The following is a 15023-nucleotide window of genomic DNA, read 5'->3' as shown; positions in this document are numbered from 1 at the left end:
TTGAGATTTGATAATGCCGCTTTTGAGTTTGCCGCCGGTCGGGTGGAACAGCTTCCGCCCGATGATCTGCCGGAGATCGTTTTCTCCGGCCGGTCGAACGTCGGAAAATCCTCTTTAATCAATAAGCTGGTCAACCGGAAAGCGCTGGCGCGCGTCAGCGCCACGCCCGGCAAGACCGGTACCATCAATTTTTACGGGCTGGCAGACTGCCGGCTTGTGGATTTGCCGGGTTACGGCTACGCGAAGGTTTCGCAGTCCGAAAAGCTGCGGTGGGCCAATCTGGTGGAGGGCTATTTTTCCGCCGGCCGCCGCATCGGGCTGGTGGTGCAGATTGTGGATATGCGCCATAAGCCTACGGCAGACGACCTGCATATGATCGACTTTTTGAGTGCGGGCGGATTTCCCTTTGTGGTAGTCATGACAAAGAGCGATAAGCTCAACAAGGGAGAGCGCACCGCTCAAATTCAGCTATACGACGACCTGTTTCAAAACCGGGAGCAGGTTCGGCGTCTGCCTTTTTCTTCGACCAACGGGGAAGGGCTCGATACGCTGAAGGAATGGATTACGGCGGCTTGCGCCGTACAAGAGTAAGGAATACCAAAGGGGGAATTCGACCAATGTATGTTTCCGACCACTTACAAATCAATGAGCAGGGGCATCTGAGCATCGGCGGCTGCGATACCGTGCAGCTGGCGGAGCAATTCGGCACGCCGCTGTATGTCATGGATGAAAACCAGATTCGCAGCAACTGCCGCAGATACCAGAGCTCCTTTGAAAAGCATTATCAGGGCAGAGGCATGACCGTCTATGCCAGCAAGGCCTTTAACTGCAAGGCAATCTGCCGTATTATTGAGGAAGAGGGTCTTGGCCTGGATGTCGCCTCCGGCGGCGAGCTTTACACCGCGATTCAGGCGGGCTTCCCGGCAGAGCGCATCCATTTTCACGGCAACAATAAGACCGAGCAGGAAATTCGACTGGCACTGGAGTATGAAATCGGACACTTTATCGCGGATAACCTGACCGAGCTGCAAACGATTGACCGCCTTGCGAAAGAGGCGGGCAAGGTTGCCCATGTTTCCCTGCGCGTAAAGCCGGGCATCGACGCCCATACGCACAGCTTTATCCAAACCGGCCAGATCGATTCCAAATTTGGTTTTGCGCTTGAGACCGGCGAAGCGATGGAAGCGGTCGAGGCCGCGCTGAAATATCAGAACATCGACCTCAAGGGCGTTCACTGCCACATCGGTTCTCAAATTTTTGAAAGTTCTCCCTTCGTATTGGCAGCGGAAGTCATGCTGCAGTTCATCGCGGATATCAAAGCGAAAACCGGCATAGAAATAGAAGAGCTGAACCTTGGCGGCGGATTTGGAATCCATTACGCAAAGGACGACGCGCCGCTGCCGTATGATCAGTATATGGAGCTGGTTTCTACCGCCGTATTCCGCAAGTGCGAGGAGCTTGATCTGAAGGTTCCCTTTATCTTCATCGAGCCGGGCCGTTCCATGGTGGGCGAAGCCGGAATCACCCTGTACCATATTGGCGGGATCAAGCATATCCCCGATATCCGTACTTATGTATCTGTAGACGGCGGTATGACGGACAATCCCCGCTATATTTTGTACCAGGCAAAATACACCGCGCTGATTGCGAACAAAGCCAATCAGCCGGCTGAAACCAAGGTAACCATCGCGGGCAAGTGCTGCGAAAGCGGCGATCTGATTCAGGAGGACGCGATGATTCAGGAGCCGCAGGTAGGCGATGTGCTGGCGGTACTGTCTACCGGGGCTTACAACTATTCCATGGCATCCAATTATAACCGCAATCCTCGCCCGGCTGTCGTGATGGTAAAGGACGGCAATCCGCGCGTTGTGATTCGGCGCGAGTCTTATGAGGATTTGATTCGTAACGATCTGTAAATCTTCGCCCGGCCATGCCGGTTCGGGGCCTGTTGTCATGCCGTTATCGCTTTCACGCTTTAACGCTTGAACAAGCCGCGCCGGTATGACCTCTAAGGGCGTTTGATGGCTTTTAGAGTACGCATACCGGTTTTAGTATGAAAAAGAAGGATGGAGTATTATGAATTCTAAAATCAAAGACAAAAGCGTAGATCTGCTCTTTCAAGCCGTGTTATCTCTCAAGACCGTCGAAGAATGCTATGACTTTTTCGAGGATCTCTGCACCGTTCCCGAAATCAAGGCAATGTCTCAGCGCCTGACAGTGGCGCATATGCTGCGCAGTAAATGTGTTTACAGCGATATTGTTGCGAAAACCGGTGCGTCCACCGCAACAATCAGCCGCGTGAACCGCTCTTTGAACTACGGCTGCGATGGATATGAGATTGTGTTCAAGCGTCTGGAGGAAAATGGAGACACGGAACAATGAGCTCTTATTCCACCTTCGCACAGTATTATGATGAGCTTACGCAAAATGTCGATTACGCAGAGCGGGCAGAGTATTTCTGCGGGCTTTTGAACAGCCTGCGTCATCCGGCCGACCTGGTGCTGGATTTGGCCTGCGGCACCGGCAGCCTGACTTTGCAGCTGAAAAAACGAGGGCTGGATGTTTACGGTGCAGACGCTTCTTATGAGATGCTGTCCGTTGCCCAGCAGAAGGCTGCCGAAGCGGAGCAGGAGATTCTGTTTCTTTGTCAGCCGATGCAGAAGCTGGATCTGTACGGCACGGTGGATACCGTGATCTGTGCGCTGGACAGCATCAATCATTTGACTTCGGAACGGGATGTTCTGGCAGCTTTCCGCAGGGTCTCCCTTTTTCTGAATCCGGGCGGGTATTTTTTGTTCGACATGAACACACTATATAAGCACCGAGAGGTGCTGGCCAATCATATTTTTCTATATGATACGGACCACGTATACTGTGTATGGCAGAATCATTATGAAGAAAAAACGGACAGAGTCGGGATCCATCTGGACTTTTTTGGGAAAGAGGGCGCTCTGTACCGCAGAAGCTCCGAGCATTTCTATGAAAGGGCCTATTCCATAGAAAAAATCGGTGAGCTGTTACATACTGCGGGCTTAACGCTCACAGCCTGCTACGACGACTGCAGTATGGAGCCGCCCAGGCCGGACAGTGAGCGCGTTGTTGTAGTCGCAAGAAAAGAACCCATATCAGAATCAGAAAAGGAACTTTAAATCTATGGACAGAATTATTCGCTGCATCACCACCGACGGCAGTATCATGGCGTCTGCGGTGGAAACAACCGATATTGTGTACACGGCTCAGCAGATTCACCACACCAGTGCTGTTACAACGGCTGCTTTGGGGCGGCTGCTGTCGGCGGCTTCTTTGATGGGAAATATGCTCAAAAAGAAGGATGCCGTGATCACGCTGAAAATAAAGGGAAACGGCCCTGCGGGCGCTGTGGTGGCAATCGCCGATAGCACCGGGAATTGCCGCGGATATGTCGAGCATCCTGAGGTATCTCTTCCGAATAAGCCGAACGGGAAGCTCGATGTCGGCGCGGCAGTTGGCGCCGACGGTCTTTTGAGCGTTATGCGCGATTTGGGTGAGGGCGAGCCCTATGTTGGTCAGGTTGAGCTGGTCAGCGGCGAGATCGGTGAGGATATCAGCCAGTATTTTGCTGTGAGTGAGCAGGTTCCCACCATCTGTGCGTTGGGCGTTCTGGTGGATAAGGAGAGCGGGCAGTCTTTGCTTTCCGGCGGTATGCTGGTTCAGGTGCTGCCCGGCGCAGACGGTGCTGCCATCGCAAAGCTGGAGCGCAATGCCGCTTTGCTCGAGCCGGTTACCACCATGCTGGCCAAGGGCATGAGTATGGAAGAAATGTGCCGCCAGGCTCTGGATGGCTTTGAGATGGAAATATTGGACGAGTCGCCGGTCAAGTATGTCTGTACCTGCAGTGCAGACCGTGTGACCCGTGCGCTTTCTACGCTGCACCCGGGGGATATCCGCACCCTCGCGGATGAGAGCGGCAAGATGGAAGCCAAATGCCAGTATTGCGCCAAAACGTACGAGTTTACCCAAGAGCAGCTGAACCAATTAGCGGACTCTGTCGAGAGAGAGCATGGGCAAAAATAGCGTGGAAAAATATCCAACCAAATTTTGAAAAAATTTGAAAATACCTGTTGACAACTGACACAATATATAGTATTATATAACACGTCGCTGATGCACAGATGTACGGCGGCAGCCGAAATGGGAGTATAGCTCAGCTGGTTAGAGCACCTGCCTTACAAGCAGGGGGTCATAGGTTCGAGTCCTATTACTCCCACCATACGGCTCGGTAGTTCAGTTGGTTAGAACGCTAGCCTGTCACGCTAGAGGTCGACGGTTCGAACCCGTTCCGAGTCGCCAAAATTTGCCTCTGTAGCTCAGTTGGTAGAGCAGGGGACTGAAAATCCCCGTGTCGATGGTTCGATTCCGTCCGGAGGCACCAACAAACGCGGATGTAGCTCATCTGGTAGAGCGCCACCTTGCCAAGGTGGAGGTAGCGAGTTCGAGCCTCGTCATCCGCTCCATGGCTTGACTGGATAACGCTTAAAGCAATATTAAGCGTTATCTTTGTCACCGTAATCATCAATATGGCGTCATAGCCAAGTGGTAAGGCAAGGGTCTGCAAAACCCTGATTCCCCAGTTCAAATCTGGGTGACGCCTCCAGGAACCGCAAGCTGTTTAGCAGCCTGCGGTTTTTTCGTTTTATTCTATTTTTTATGCTGTTTGAAAAGGAATAGTATGAAAAAGAATGATGTCAAAAGTTGCGGCAGTCTTAAAATAAAATGGAATGATTTTGGCCCTTTCTACGGATTTTGTTTCTGTGTACAATTGGCGTTGTTTTTTTGTAGATGGGTGCATATACTTCCTCAGAGGTGATGACTTTGAAGAAGCTTCGACTGCCCCTGCTGCTGCTGATCTTTTGCTGTATGATGTTTATCCGCCTGACTTATCTTTCCTTTGAAAAAATCGACCAGATGGTTTCTGCGCTGGCCGGAGACTATATGCCGACCATCGTTCTCGATGCGGGACACGGCGGGGAAGACGGCGGCGCTGTCAGTAAATCCGGAATCGTTGAAAAGGATATTAATCTTGCGATTGCGATGGATCTGAAGCCCATGCTTGAGATGTCCGGGTTTCGGGTCGTCATGATCCGGGACTCCGATGTCTCCGTAGGGGACAATACGCTCGATACGGTGAAGGCGAGAAAGACCTCAGACATGCACAATCGGCTGAAAATCATCGAAGAGAACGGCGACTGCGTGTTTCTGAGCATTCATCAGAATCATTTTACAAATGGCAAATACAGCGGCGCTCAGATTTTTTATGGTACCAAAAATCCCAAAAGCCAGGCTTTGGCAGATACGACTCAAAAAACAATTTCTACCCTTTTGCAGCCCGATAATCAAAGAGAAACCAAGCCTGCTACCGATTCTATCTATCTGCTGAGGAACGCTGATGTTCCAGCTGTTATTGTAGAATGCGGTTTCCTCTCTAATGCCGGAGAAGCGAAAAAGCTGAGTCAGCCGGAATATCAAAAGCAAATGGCATTTGCGATCTATCAGGGCTTTTTAAGCTATTGGATTTCTGTTTCGCAAACCATGGCATAACTGTTGCCCTAGCCCCGCTGCCGCGCTATAATAGATATAAATGGATTTACGTTCTTTCCTCGTCGCAAATAGCGTGAAATAGCAATACTTCTTCGCCGTGGGCAGGAAAAAATCAGGATAATGAAAATAAAGTAAGGATAAATGGAGATATCATATGGCATCGAAAAGCAAATCGGTATTCGTGTGCTCCGGCTGCGGATTTGAGTCCCCCAAATGGTACGGGAAATGCCCCGGATGCGGGGAATGGAACACGATGAGTGAGGAAATACGCGAGCCTGTTCGTTCGGCTCCCAAAACGGCCGGGCATCACTCTATGTCGCGCCCGATATCCATCAATGAAATCGATACGGAGGACGAACAGCGCTACCAGACAGGGCTTTCTGAGCTGGACAGAGTGCTGGGCGGCGGAATCGTGCGCGGTTCTCTGATTTTGATCAGCGGTGACCCCGGAATCGGAAAATCGACGATTCTGCTTCAGATCTGCGAGTATTTGGGGCAACAGCTGCGCATTTTATATGTATCGGGGGAGGAATCCAGCCGCCAGATTAAGCTCAGGGCGCGCCGTTTGGGAGTCAGCAGCGAAAATCTGCTGATCCTGACCGAAACCGATATTCAGATTGTTGTTGAGCAGATTCAGGAGCTCAAGCCCGATCTTGTCATGATCGACTCCATTCAAACGATGAATCATCCGGAGCTCAGCTCATCGCCCGGCAGTGTGACCCAGGTAAGGGAATGCACGAATTACGTGATGCGCACAGCCAAATCACTGGATATTCCGATCATGGTTGTGGGGCACGTGAACAAAGATGGCGCGATCGCCGGGCCGAAGGTTTTAGAGCATATTGTAGACGCCGTGTTGTATTTTGAAGGGGATCGACAGATGTCGTACCGCATTCTGCGGGCGGTGAAAAACCGATACGGCTCCACCAATGAAATCGGCGTATTCGACATGGGCGAAAAAGGGCTGTCCCAGGTGGACAACCCTTCTATGGCGTTATTATCCGGCCGGCCCAAGAATGTATCGGGTACGTGTGTGACGTGCGTTATGGAAGGAACCAGGCCGATTTTGGCAGAGGTCCAAGGTCTTGCAACCACTACCGGTTTCGGCAACCCCAGAAGAACCGCTACCGGTTTTGATTATAACCGCATGTCTCTGCTTCTGGCGGTTTTGGAGAAGAAAGCGGGCTACTATTTTTCGAATCTGGACGCCTACGTGAACATTGTCGGCGGCCTGCGCCTGGACGAGCCTGCGGCGGATCTTGCGGTGGCCATGGCGCTGATTTCCAGCCTGAAGGACGCGCAGATCGGCGATAACGTTTTGGTGTTCGGTGAGATCGGCCTGACAGGAGAGCTGCGGTCTGTTTCTCATGTGAATGCACGTATCGCGGAAGCAGCGCACCTGGGATTTGAGACCTGCATTCTGCCGCATGCGTGTCTCAAGCAGGTGAACATAGAGCATCGTGGAATCCAGCTGATTGGGGTGCGGAATATCAGGGAAGCGTTTGAGGCGGCTGTTCTTTAACGGAAAGGGGAGTAGTGCGGGGAACACGGTTCCCCTTTCGGGAAGAGGCCTGAATACGGTGAACACAGCCTTGCCCGGTATCGTTTGTTACCATTGTGGGGATTTCAAGCGAACAATATCCTTCCCGCTGATAAATGCAGTCTTCGTCACATTGAATGATATTCATGCATTTCACCTCATCGGTATTCTTTGAATTTCGGGTGCAATTATTCATTGAAAAACTGTGCTTTTCCATTCATAAAATGGACTTCCCATCACAAAATAAGAGTGTATGGGGGGATTGGAATGAAAAAGTATGGAATGCTTTTCAGCTTTACACTAATTTTAAGTTTGCTGATTATTCACGCGGGAAATGTCTATAAAGGTACTTATGTGCCGGTTTCTGTTGTAAAGGTGAGTCCCGTTACAGCAGAAAGCTCGGTTTATTCGAACAATGGCACAGTCGAGCGAGTGGATTCCCGCAATATCTATGCACAGGCCGGGGCGGTCGTGCAGAAAATCCATGTCAAAACCGGTGACTCCGTCAAAGCCGGCCAGGTTCTGATGACTCTGTCGGTGTCATCTGCGCAGGATATATCGGATACGGTTTCTTTACCGGATTCTCTGAATGAGCAAACGTATCAGGATCTGCTCGAAACGTATTATAGCCAGATTGCCGGTGGAAGTAGCTCCGCAGCAGTTCCGGGAACGTCTTCTTCCTCAGAGCAAGGCAGTTCCTCCGCCAGCTCGTCCACATCATCTCCGGCAGAACCGATTGAGACAAAGGATGTCGAGATTACAGCGCCTGTGGCCGGTGTGCTGACTTCTGTTGCAATTTCGGAACAGGAAACGGTGGAACGCAACAAGGCTGTTATGACGGTATCGGCTTCCTCCGATCTACAGGTGCGTCTGGCCGTAAATGAGTCGCAAATTTCAGAAATCAAAATAGGGCAGAGGGCGGTTATCACCGGGGCTGGCTTTCATACCGTTTATGAGGGTACGGTAACCTCTATTTCTTCGGAAGCGAAGCAGGAATACCATACCACCGGTACGGAAACCGTGGTTGAAGTACTGGTTCGCATTCAAAATCCGAAAAGCGATATTAAGCCCGGTTTCTCCGCAAAAGCAAGAATCATAACAGAAGAAAGCAAAAATGTTCTGGTAGCGCCGTATGAGGCCGTTCGCGCCGACGACGACGGCAAGGAGTATGTGTACCTGCTGCATGGCCGGAAGGCCATAAAGGTGCCCGTGACCACCCGGAAGGAATTCGAATCCGGCTTTGAGGTTTTGTCGGGCCTGCAGGATCAGGATACCATTATTATGAATCCCGATTCGATTACTGACGGAGCTGCGGTGCTTCCGCAGGAGGAGGGATCCTCCAATGGCTGACATTTTTCGCTCCGCTTTTCAAAACCTTGGCAGAAAAAGGCTCCGCACGGCTTTGACGATGATGGGGGTAGCCATTGGCGTTGCGTCGGTCATTATGATCGGCAATATCAGCCAGTGCGGCACCGACGCGCTGACCCACGAATTTGACAGCCTGGGCCTGAGCGGACTGTCGATCAGCACTTTGGAAAACGACAGCCAGGTTGTGCTGACCGATACCGACCTGAAAATTGTACGGGAATCGGAAAATGTAGAGAAGGCCATGCCTGTAATGATGCAGGCGACCAGTGTGCAGACAACGCGGATCACCGGAAAGGCGCTGGTATGGGGAATAGATGCCGACGCGAACCAGATCATTTCTTTGAATGTTCTGTATGGCCGGTCGATCAGCGTCAGTGATGTTAAATCCGGCGCGCGAGTTTGTATGGTGGACGAGAATTTTTCGCAGGCTTCTTATAAAAGAAATAATATCATCGGGAAAAAGCTGTCGATTACCTGCAGCGGCGGCACGGAAGAATTTGAAGTGGTTGGGATTGTAAAAACAGGCAGCGGATTGCTCCAGAACTTTATCGGCAGCTACATTCCGAATTTTGTCTATGTACCATATTCCACCATGCAGCAGCTGCTGGGAAAGAATTCATTCGACCAGATCGCCGTCAAGCTGAAATCCGGAACAGATGTGGACAAAACAGGGGATATGTTGGTGCAGTCCCTGAACCGTACGAACGGGAGCAGCAATGCCTTTGTTTCAAACAATCTGATGAAGCAGCGCGACAGCCTTTCTAATATTCTTGGGGTCGTCACGCTGATTCTGTCCTCTGTTGGGGCGATTTCGCTGCTGGTGGCCAGCCTGAGCATCATGACAGTGATGCTGGTTTCCGTCAATGAAAGAACGCGGGAAATCGGGATTAAAAAATCAATCGGGGCCAGAAAAAAAGATATCCTGTTAGAATTTATGTTCGAAGCGATTTTGATCACGCTGTTTGGCTCCTTATTTGGAATTCTGGCCGGCTATGGGATTTCTTATTTGGGTGCCTCATATTTTGGATTTGCACTGGGTATTCGGTTGGATATTATGGCCCTTGCGGTCGGTTTCTCCGTTTTAACAGGGATGATATTTGGTGTATATCCTGCCATGAAAGCGGCTAAAATGAACCCCGTAGACGCCCTGAGAATGGAATAGAAGCGTATTCCATTGTGTTTGAGAGGGGCCCGTTTCATTTTGGGTTTAAATTGTAATAAGGGTGATATTGAGAATGGGAATGACATCTGACAGGATACGAACAGAACGCTTTGTAGATACGCCAAATCTGCCGTCATCCAAAGTCACCGCTGTAATTGCTTCCGATCTCGTGCCGGAAATAATCACCGCATTGCAGAGCAGGGGAATTCGTGTGATAACCCCACAAGTGAATGCGGATTTGCCGGAGCCGGTCAATCGGCACGCGGATCTGCAGTGTATTCACCTTCAAGGGAAAAGCTGGCTCGTGGTGCGGTCAGAAATCGATCTGCAGCAAAGGCTGAAAGACGAGGGAGCCGAAGTGCTGCTGACAGAGCAGAGACTGGGAAATAAATACCCGGCGGATATTCGATTGAATGCACTTATCCTCAATAAACAAATGTTCGGAAAATTAAAAGAACTAGATCCGGCGCTGCAAAAAGCCTGCGGTTTTGCCGGAATACATACTATTTTGGTGCGGCAGGGCTACACAAATTGTTCCGCCGCGATCCTATCTGAAAAAGCGATGATTACAGCGGATACCGGGATCGCACAAGCGGCGGAGCAGCATGGAATTGAAGTGCTGAGAATCAGCACGGGAAATATTCGGCTGCCTGGATATGAATACGGATTTATCGGCGGCTGCTGCGGACTGATTTCTGAATCCGTTGTGGCATTTACAGGAGCTCTGAAATTTCATCCGGATGGTTTGCAAATGCGCCGCTTTATTGAAGTGCAGAAAAAACAGGTTTTGGAACTGACACAAAATCCTTTGATCGACATTGGCGGAATTCTGCCGGTGAAAGAGGAGAACAGATAGAGTAATTGAAAGTATATTCTGGATACACAATTGACGATCCCTTTTAAAAATGATATAATTAGTCATAATAACTATTTTGTCTCATTCGGGGGAGCTGAAATTTCAAAATCGGCTTTCAGGAGCTGATAACGCAATCCAGGCCGCCTGAAGCATTTGTTCGGAAATCCAATGGTGTTATAAGTGAACAGTAAATATAAATAATTAAAGCTAAATAATTGAATCGATATAAATGAAATTGGAGTGATAAAAATGGATCCGAGATTAATGCATGAATGTCCTTTGATTATCCGTGAATTCCTGGGTTATATCGGTACGGTCAAAGGAAAATCCGATCATACAATGGAAGAATATTTTCGCGATTTGAGGACGTTTTTTCGTTACATAAAAAAGCAGCGCGGATTGGCTTCGGATGATTTGCCCATAGATGAAATATCTATCTCAGATGTAGATTTAGCTCTGATTCAGTCGATTTCTCTGACAGATGTATTCGAATATATGAATTACCTTTCAGCGGTTCGCGGAAATAAAGCTGCGACGAGAGCCAGAAAGGCTTCCAGTTTGCGGGCGTTTTACGGCTACCTGACCAATAAGGCCCATAAGCTTTCTGTGAATCCCATGGCAGAGCTGGAAACGCCGAAGCTCAAAAAGGCCCTGCCGAAGTATTTAACGCTCGAACAGAGCATGGAACTGCTGAATGCAGTGGACGGCCCGGATCGGCAGCGTGATTACTGCATCCTCACATTATTTTTAAACTGCGGCATGCGGCTTTCTGAACTGGTGGGGATCAATGTAAAAGACGTTCGGCAGAATGCATCGACTTTACGCATTGTGGGAAAAGGTGATAAGGAGAGAGTCGTGTATCTAAATGATGCCTGTCAGGAAGCGATCCGGCAGTATCTAGCGGTTCGCCCGAATAACAATCTAATCGACCGCGAGGCGCTGTTCATCAGCCGGCAGCGCAAACGGATCAGCCCGAAAACCGTGCAGCATCTGGTGAAAAAATATCTGGCGAAAATCGAATTTGAAGGCCCTGGGTATTCCGTACATAAGCTGCGCCACACGGCGGCTACCCTAATGTATCAGCACGGCCATGTGGATATTCGGGTTTTGAAGGACGTTCTCGGGCATGAAAATCTGGGTACCACCGAAATCTATACGCATTTATCCAATCAGCAGATGCGCGATGCGGCGAACGCCAATCCGCTGTCTAAGGTGAAATCCAGAGGAAACCGTGTTGTTTCCGCGGCTGCCGTGAAGAAACTCGCGGTATCTGAAAGCGTCGATAAAGCGGAACAGGGAGAAGATTCGGAAGAAAAAAAGAGCCGATAAAACTAGCCGGAACACTGATGGCAAGTAAGCTTCAGCGTTCCGGCTAGTAGTTTATTGCTCTGTAAAGCATTGAAAGTTTGGAGCGCATTTTGTGGGATTAAATTCGATCATTTCATAGCTTGCGATCCCGTTTATATGAAATGGATCTTCGGAGATGATTTGTTTCATTTCAGCTTCATCTTTTGCATGGAACAAAATCACTCCGCCAATACGGGGATTTTTCCTGCCGGAGCAGATGAATTTTCCTGCTTCATAATACCGATCCAAAAACGCGACATGTTCTTCAAGATATTTCTCAACTTCTGATAATGGTTTTAGATAAGTTAAATTTGCGATATACATTTTTTGGCACTCCCCTTGCTTTCCGAACTTTCCGGTTGCTATTCTGCTTCGCAGACCGCTTCAATCTCTTTGATTCGTTCTTCTGAAAGAACGATATTGGCGCCGTAGGGATTGATCACAGCCCCATCTGACTGCTGTATAAAATGTTTAATATCTTCCAGCTTCACCAGCATTCCATTGTATTTCTGCTCCGGATCATATTTCCGTAGTTCATTCCAGTCGGTAAATACCGGATAAAAATGCTGGTTCTCGCTATTGCTGATCGTGGGCAGGGCGAAACTGGTGCCCTCCTTAATAATCGCCTTTCCGCTTTTAGAATCCTTTTGTTCCAGATCAACATTACTTGCATCCATCGCCATCAAAAATTGTGCGTTGTAAATCTCCCGAAACAAATTGTTCTGATGCTCTAAGGTGGCTTTCTTCTGGTTCAAAAGCTGAAAAAACTGGTTGGCCGCCCTTACCAGAGAAGGATTCATAACGGGGCGCTGAATTTCCGGTAATTTGGAAAAGTCAGGTTTTTTCATTAAGGCAAACAGGCTCAGATGCACAGCCGGCTGGCCTTTATCAATAATCAGGCCTTCAAATCCGCTTCTGTAAAAGTCCCCCAGCAAACGCATTCTTTCTTCCGCGCTGTTTTCCTCACAGCTTACCTCAATCCCTTGCTCTTTGCATTTCTGCTGAAAATCCTCGAAAAACCGTTTTTCCGTAAATAAAAGCGTGCTCGGAACAGTGCCCACAAATTCCAGCCAATAATTCTTGGTATAGGAGCAAGTGACAGCCCAAATCGGCTCATCTGTTTTCAAACGTTCCAAAAGCAGGTTTTGAATTTTTTTGTCTCCCGAAATATGCCTCTGGATTAAATCCTGAATGGTATAGGAGGCTTCGGTAGAGTTTCCATTATCCTTTGTCATATCGCTTTCTATTCCTTTCGATTTTGGTCAGCTTCTATCCTGAAAAATAGAACCATCGTCATTTTCCAGAGTGCTTCTCTTCACTAGTTTTCCCTGATAAAATACATATTCGGGTTCGGATTTCTTCTCCTCTTCCCCCTCCGCCTCTGTGCTCTCTTCCCCACCTTCGCTTTCAGACGATTGTGCATCCGCAGGTTCCAGCGCGGGGTGAATCATCAGCTTTTCAATTAACGGGTAAACAGTAAAATTAATCAAAAAGGAGGAAAAAGAAAATGCAAAAAACAGAACCAGGAATCCGTTGATCAAAAGAACCAAAGCCGGATTCATATAGTACAGGAAATAATTGAGGAACAAAATCGCGCCGAAGATCGCCGTTAATAAAATATTGCGCCACAGGCCGATAATGGCGAAAATGAACGCGTTTTTATAAATCTGCTTCAGGCTTAGATCAAAGGTTACGATCATCAGCGGAATGTAGTACTGCATGAAGATAAACACTAGAAATACCGCAATGCTGACTCCGAACAGAACCATGAACAGAGTCCCCTGCGAGGCCGCCAGTGTGTAATAAAAGCGAATGCAGAAGGTAATCAGGCTGACCAGCACATAACAGATGATGCCATGAATCGAGAACTGCTTCCAGTTGAGCAAAACAGCGTCTTTAAAATCAGACGCGATAAACGCGTGCTCTTCCCTTGCGTAATTGCGGGTGACAAAAGTCAGACCCGCCAAAAAGGGACTGAGCAAAACGAACGGCAGATTCCACAAAAACGCCTGCCCGGTAACGAGGCCTACCAGATAAGAAAGGATCGCTACGACTGCAAATGGAACCAGGAACAGCAGATTCAGCTTTACCAGCTCAAAAAATTTGCGGAACAGCACTTCAAAAAATCTTTGAACCGGCGGCTTTTGCGGTGCGTCTTTGCTTACTCCAGGTCCCGGCTTCTGGTAGCCACCGAACAGAGAAAATCCTGACAAACAGAGTCACTCCTTTTGTGTTACCCTCGCTGCGGGTTCTTTCTAGCTTACCCCCAGCTTGGCCTTGGGATGGCAATGGTTGTAAACTTCTTTAAAATGGTCATTCATCAGCTGAACATAAACCTGCGTGGAAGAAATATCCGCATGCCCCAGCATCAGCTGAATATCCTTGAGGCTTGCGCCGTTTTCCAGCAGATGCAGCGCAAACGAATGCCGAAGTGTGTGCGGGGTAATCTCTTTCGTGATTTTGGCCTGTTCGGCGTAGCCTTTGATGATCTTCCAGAAGCCCTGCCGGGTCAGGCGCTTGCCGTTCAGATTGGTGAACAAAGCCTGTCCTCCGTCCGCGCGGATCATGATGCTCCTGACGCGGAACAAATAATCGGAGACAGCGGCGATCGCCTTGGAATAGATCGGAATCATCCGCTCATTTTTTCCGTGTCCCCCACAGCAAAGCATCGCCGTATGCAGATTGATATCGGTCACATTCAGATCCACCAGCTCAGATACGCGAATGCCGGTGGCGTACAGCAGCTCCAGCATCGCCTTATCGCGGCAGCCCTTCGGCTCTGAAATATCGGGCTGTGCAAATAAAAGCTCAATTTCTTCGCTGCTCAGAATCTGAGGCGGCTTTTTTTGAACCTTTTCAAGCCGTATGTTTTTGGCAGGATTGTCAGACGCTTTTCCCGTCAGAATCAGGAACTGATAGAAACCGCGGATGGACGCCATGTTGCGCGTCACAGTCGATACAGAGCACTGACGGCTGTTCAGAGCTTTGACATACTCCTCCATAACAGACTCGGTTACCTGTTCCGGCCCCCGAAGGTTCTGCTGTTCTACATATTCTAAAAAATGCTCTACATCTCTGGTATACGAATCCAGAGTGTTTTGAGAAACGGATTTTTGAAAACGCAGATAGTCCCGGTAGTCGGAACAACATTCTTTCATCTCAATTGTACCCCC

At 49.1% G+C, this 15023-nt stretch carries 16 protein-coding genes and 5 tRNA genes; 16 read left to right on the top strand and 5 right to left on the bottom strand.

Annotated features, from left to right (window positions below; all coding sequences use genetic code 11):
- The 12 genes from yihA to radA all read left to right on the top strand — a co-directional run bounded on the left by yihA (position 1) and on the right by radA (position 7099).
- Positions 1-591, top strand: a complete 591-nt coding sequence (yihA, locus tag HMPREF1141_RS10900; protein WP_009064079.1) for a ribosome biogenesis GTP-binding protein YihA/YsxC — start codon at positions 1-3, stop codon at positions 589-591.
- 26 nt (positions 592-617) lie between these two features.
- Positions 618-1916 (top strand): diaminopimelate decarboxylase, encoded by a 1299-nt coding sequence (lysA, locus tag HMPREF1141_RS10895; protein WP_009063925.1) that lies wholly within the window; start codon positions 618-620, stop codon positions 1914-1916.
- Between the two features lie 160 nt (positions 1917-2076).
- Positions 2077-2382 carry a YerC/YecD family TrpR-related protein gene (locus HMPREF1141_RS10890; RefSeq protein WP_009063659.1) on the top strand — a complete coding sequence of 102 codons (306 nt, stop codon included), beginning with the start codon at positions 2077-2079 and terminating at the stop codon, positions 2380-2382.
- A complete protein-coding gene (locus tag HMPREF1141_RS10885; RefSeq protein ID WP_009063588.1) occupies positions 2379-3149 on the top strand; it encodes a class I SAM-dependent methyltransferase in 771 nt (256 codons plus the stop codon). Before HMPREF1141_RS10890 ends, HMPREF1141_RS10885 begins: the two co-directional genes overlap by 4 nt.
- 4 nt (positions 3150-3153) lie before the next feature.
- Positions 3154-4053 carry an Hsp33 family molecular chaperone HslO gene (hslO, locus tag HMPREF1141_RS10880; protein WP_009064338.1) on the top strand — a complete coding sequence of 300 codons (900 nt, stop codon included), beginning with the start codon at positions 3154-3156 and terminating at the stop codon, positions 4051-4053.
- 119 nt (positions 4054-4172) lie between these two features.
- Positions 4173-4249, top strand: a tRNA-Val gene (locus HMPREF1141_RS10875).
- Between the two features lie 3 nt (positions 4250-4252).
- Positions 4253-4329 (top strand) — tRNA-Asp (locus tag HMPREF1141_RS10870).
- Positions 4330-4335: 6 nt separating this feature from the next.
- A tRNA-Phe gene (locus tag HMPREF1141_RS10865) sits at positions 4336-4411 on the top strand.
- A 6-nt stretch (positions 4412-4417) separates the two neighbouring features.
- Positions 4418-4493 (top strand) — tRNA-Gly (locus HMPREF1141_RS10860).
- A 65-nt stretch (positions 4494-4558) separates the two neighbouring features.
- Positions 4559-4633, top strand: a tRNA-Cys gene (locus tag HMPREF1141_RS10855).
- Between the two features lie 218 nt (positions 4634-4851).
- On the top strand, positions 4852-5577 hold the full coding sequence (locus HMPREF1141_RS10850; protein ID WP_147584581.1) for an N-acetylmuramoyl-L-alanine amidase: 726 nt from the start codon (positions 4852-4854) through the stop codon (positions 5575-5577).
- A gap of 154 nt (positions 5578-5731) precedes the next feature.
- Complete coding sequence (radA, locus tag HMPREF1141_RS10845) at positions 5732-7099, top strand: DNA repair protein RadA (RefSeq protein WP_009064345.1); 1368 nt, start codon at positions 5732-5734, stop codon at positions 7097-7099.
- On the opposite strand, the gene HMPREF1141_RS10840 is transcribed toward radA, so the two are convergent.
- Positions 7068-7265 (bottom strand): hypothetical protein, encoded by a 198-nt coding sequence (locus HMPREF1141_RS10840; RefSeq protein WP_155863585.1) that lies wholly within the window; start codon positions 7263-7265, stop codon positions 7068-7070. The genes radA and HMPREF1141_RS10840 overlap by 32 nt on opposite strands.
- A gap of 119 nt (positions 7266-7384) precedes the next feature.
- On the opposite strand from HMPREF1141_RS10840, the gene HMPREF1141_RS10835 reads away from it, so the two are divergent.
- The 4 genes from HMPREF1141_RS10835 (at position 7385) to HMPREF1141_RS10820 (ending at position 11832) form a co-directional block, all read left to right on the top strand.
- A complete protein-coding gene (locus tag HMPREF1141_RS10835) occupies positions 7385-8467 on the top strand; it encodes an efflux RND transporter periplasmic adaptor subunit (RefSeq protein ID WP_009064113.1) in 1083 nt (360 codons plus the stop codon).
- Positions 8460-9647 carry an ABC transporter permease gene (locus tag HMPREF1141_RS10830; RefSeq protein ID WP_009063975.1) on the top strand — a complete coding sequence of 396 codons (1188 nt, stop codon included), beginning with the start codon at positions 8460-8462 and terminating at the stop codon, positions 9645-9647. Before HMPREF1141_RS10835 ends, HMPREF1141_RS10830 begins: the two co-directional genes overlap by 8 nt.
- Before the next feature lie 73 nt (positions 9648-9720).
- On the top strand, positions 9721-10503 hold the full coding sequence (locus tag HMPREF1141_RS10825) for a DUF6873 family GME fold protein (protein ID WP_242824590.1): 783 nt from the start codon (positions 9721-9723) through the stop codon (positions 10501-10503).
- Positions 10504-10752: 249 nt separating this feature from the next.
- Positions 10753-11832 (top strand): tyrosine recombinase XerC, encoded by a 1080-nt coding sequence (locus HMPREF1141_RS10820; protein ID WP_035316916.1) that lies wholly within the window; start codon positions 10753-10755, stop codon positions 11830-11832.
- Between the two features lie 51 nt (positions 11833-11883).
- On the opposite strand, the gene HMPREF1141_RS10815 is transcribed toward HMPREF1141_RS10820, so the two are convergent.
- From HMPREF1141_RS10815 to xerD, 4 genes are read right to left on the bottom strand one after another with little or no spacing between them, the layout of a single operon-like run.
- A complete protein-coding gene (locus HMPREF1141_RS10815) occupies positions 11884-12174 on the bottom strand; it encodes a YciI family protein (protein ID WP_009064038.1) in 291 nt (96 codons plus the stop codon).
- A 38-nt stretch (positions 12175-12212) separates the two neighbouring features.
- A complete protein-coding gene (locus HMPREF1141_RS10810; RefSeq protein ID WP_009063562.1) occupies positions 12213-13085 on the bottom strand; it encodes an SseB family protein in 873 nt (290 codons plus the stop codon).
- Positions 13086-13112: 27 nt separating this feature from the next.
- On the bottom strand, positions 13113-14063 hold the full coding sequence (locus tag HMPREF1141_RS10805; RefSeq protein WP_009063725.1) for a membrane protein: 951 nt from the start codon (positions 14061-14063) through the stop codon (positions 13113-13115).
- Between the two features lie 42 nt (positions 14064-14105).
- Positions 14106-15008 (bottom strand): site-specific tyrosine recombinase XerD, encoded by a 903-nt coding sequence (xerD, locus tag HMPREF1141_RS10800; RefSeq protein WP_009064063.1) that lies wholly within the window; start codon positions 15006-15008, stop codon positions 14106-14108.
- Positions 15009-15023: the final 15 nt, after the last annotated feature.

Source organism: Clostridium sp. MSTE9 (assembly GCF_000277625.1).
Lineage (GTDB): Bacteria > Bacillota > Clostridia > Oscillospirales > Acutalibacteraceae > Faecalispora > Faecalispora jeddahensis.
The sequence above is the reverse complement of the archived record's forward strand: the minus strand, read 5'-3'. Positions and strand labels throughout refer to the sequence as shown.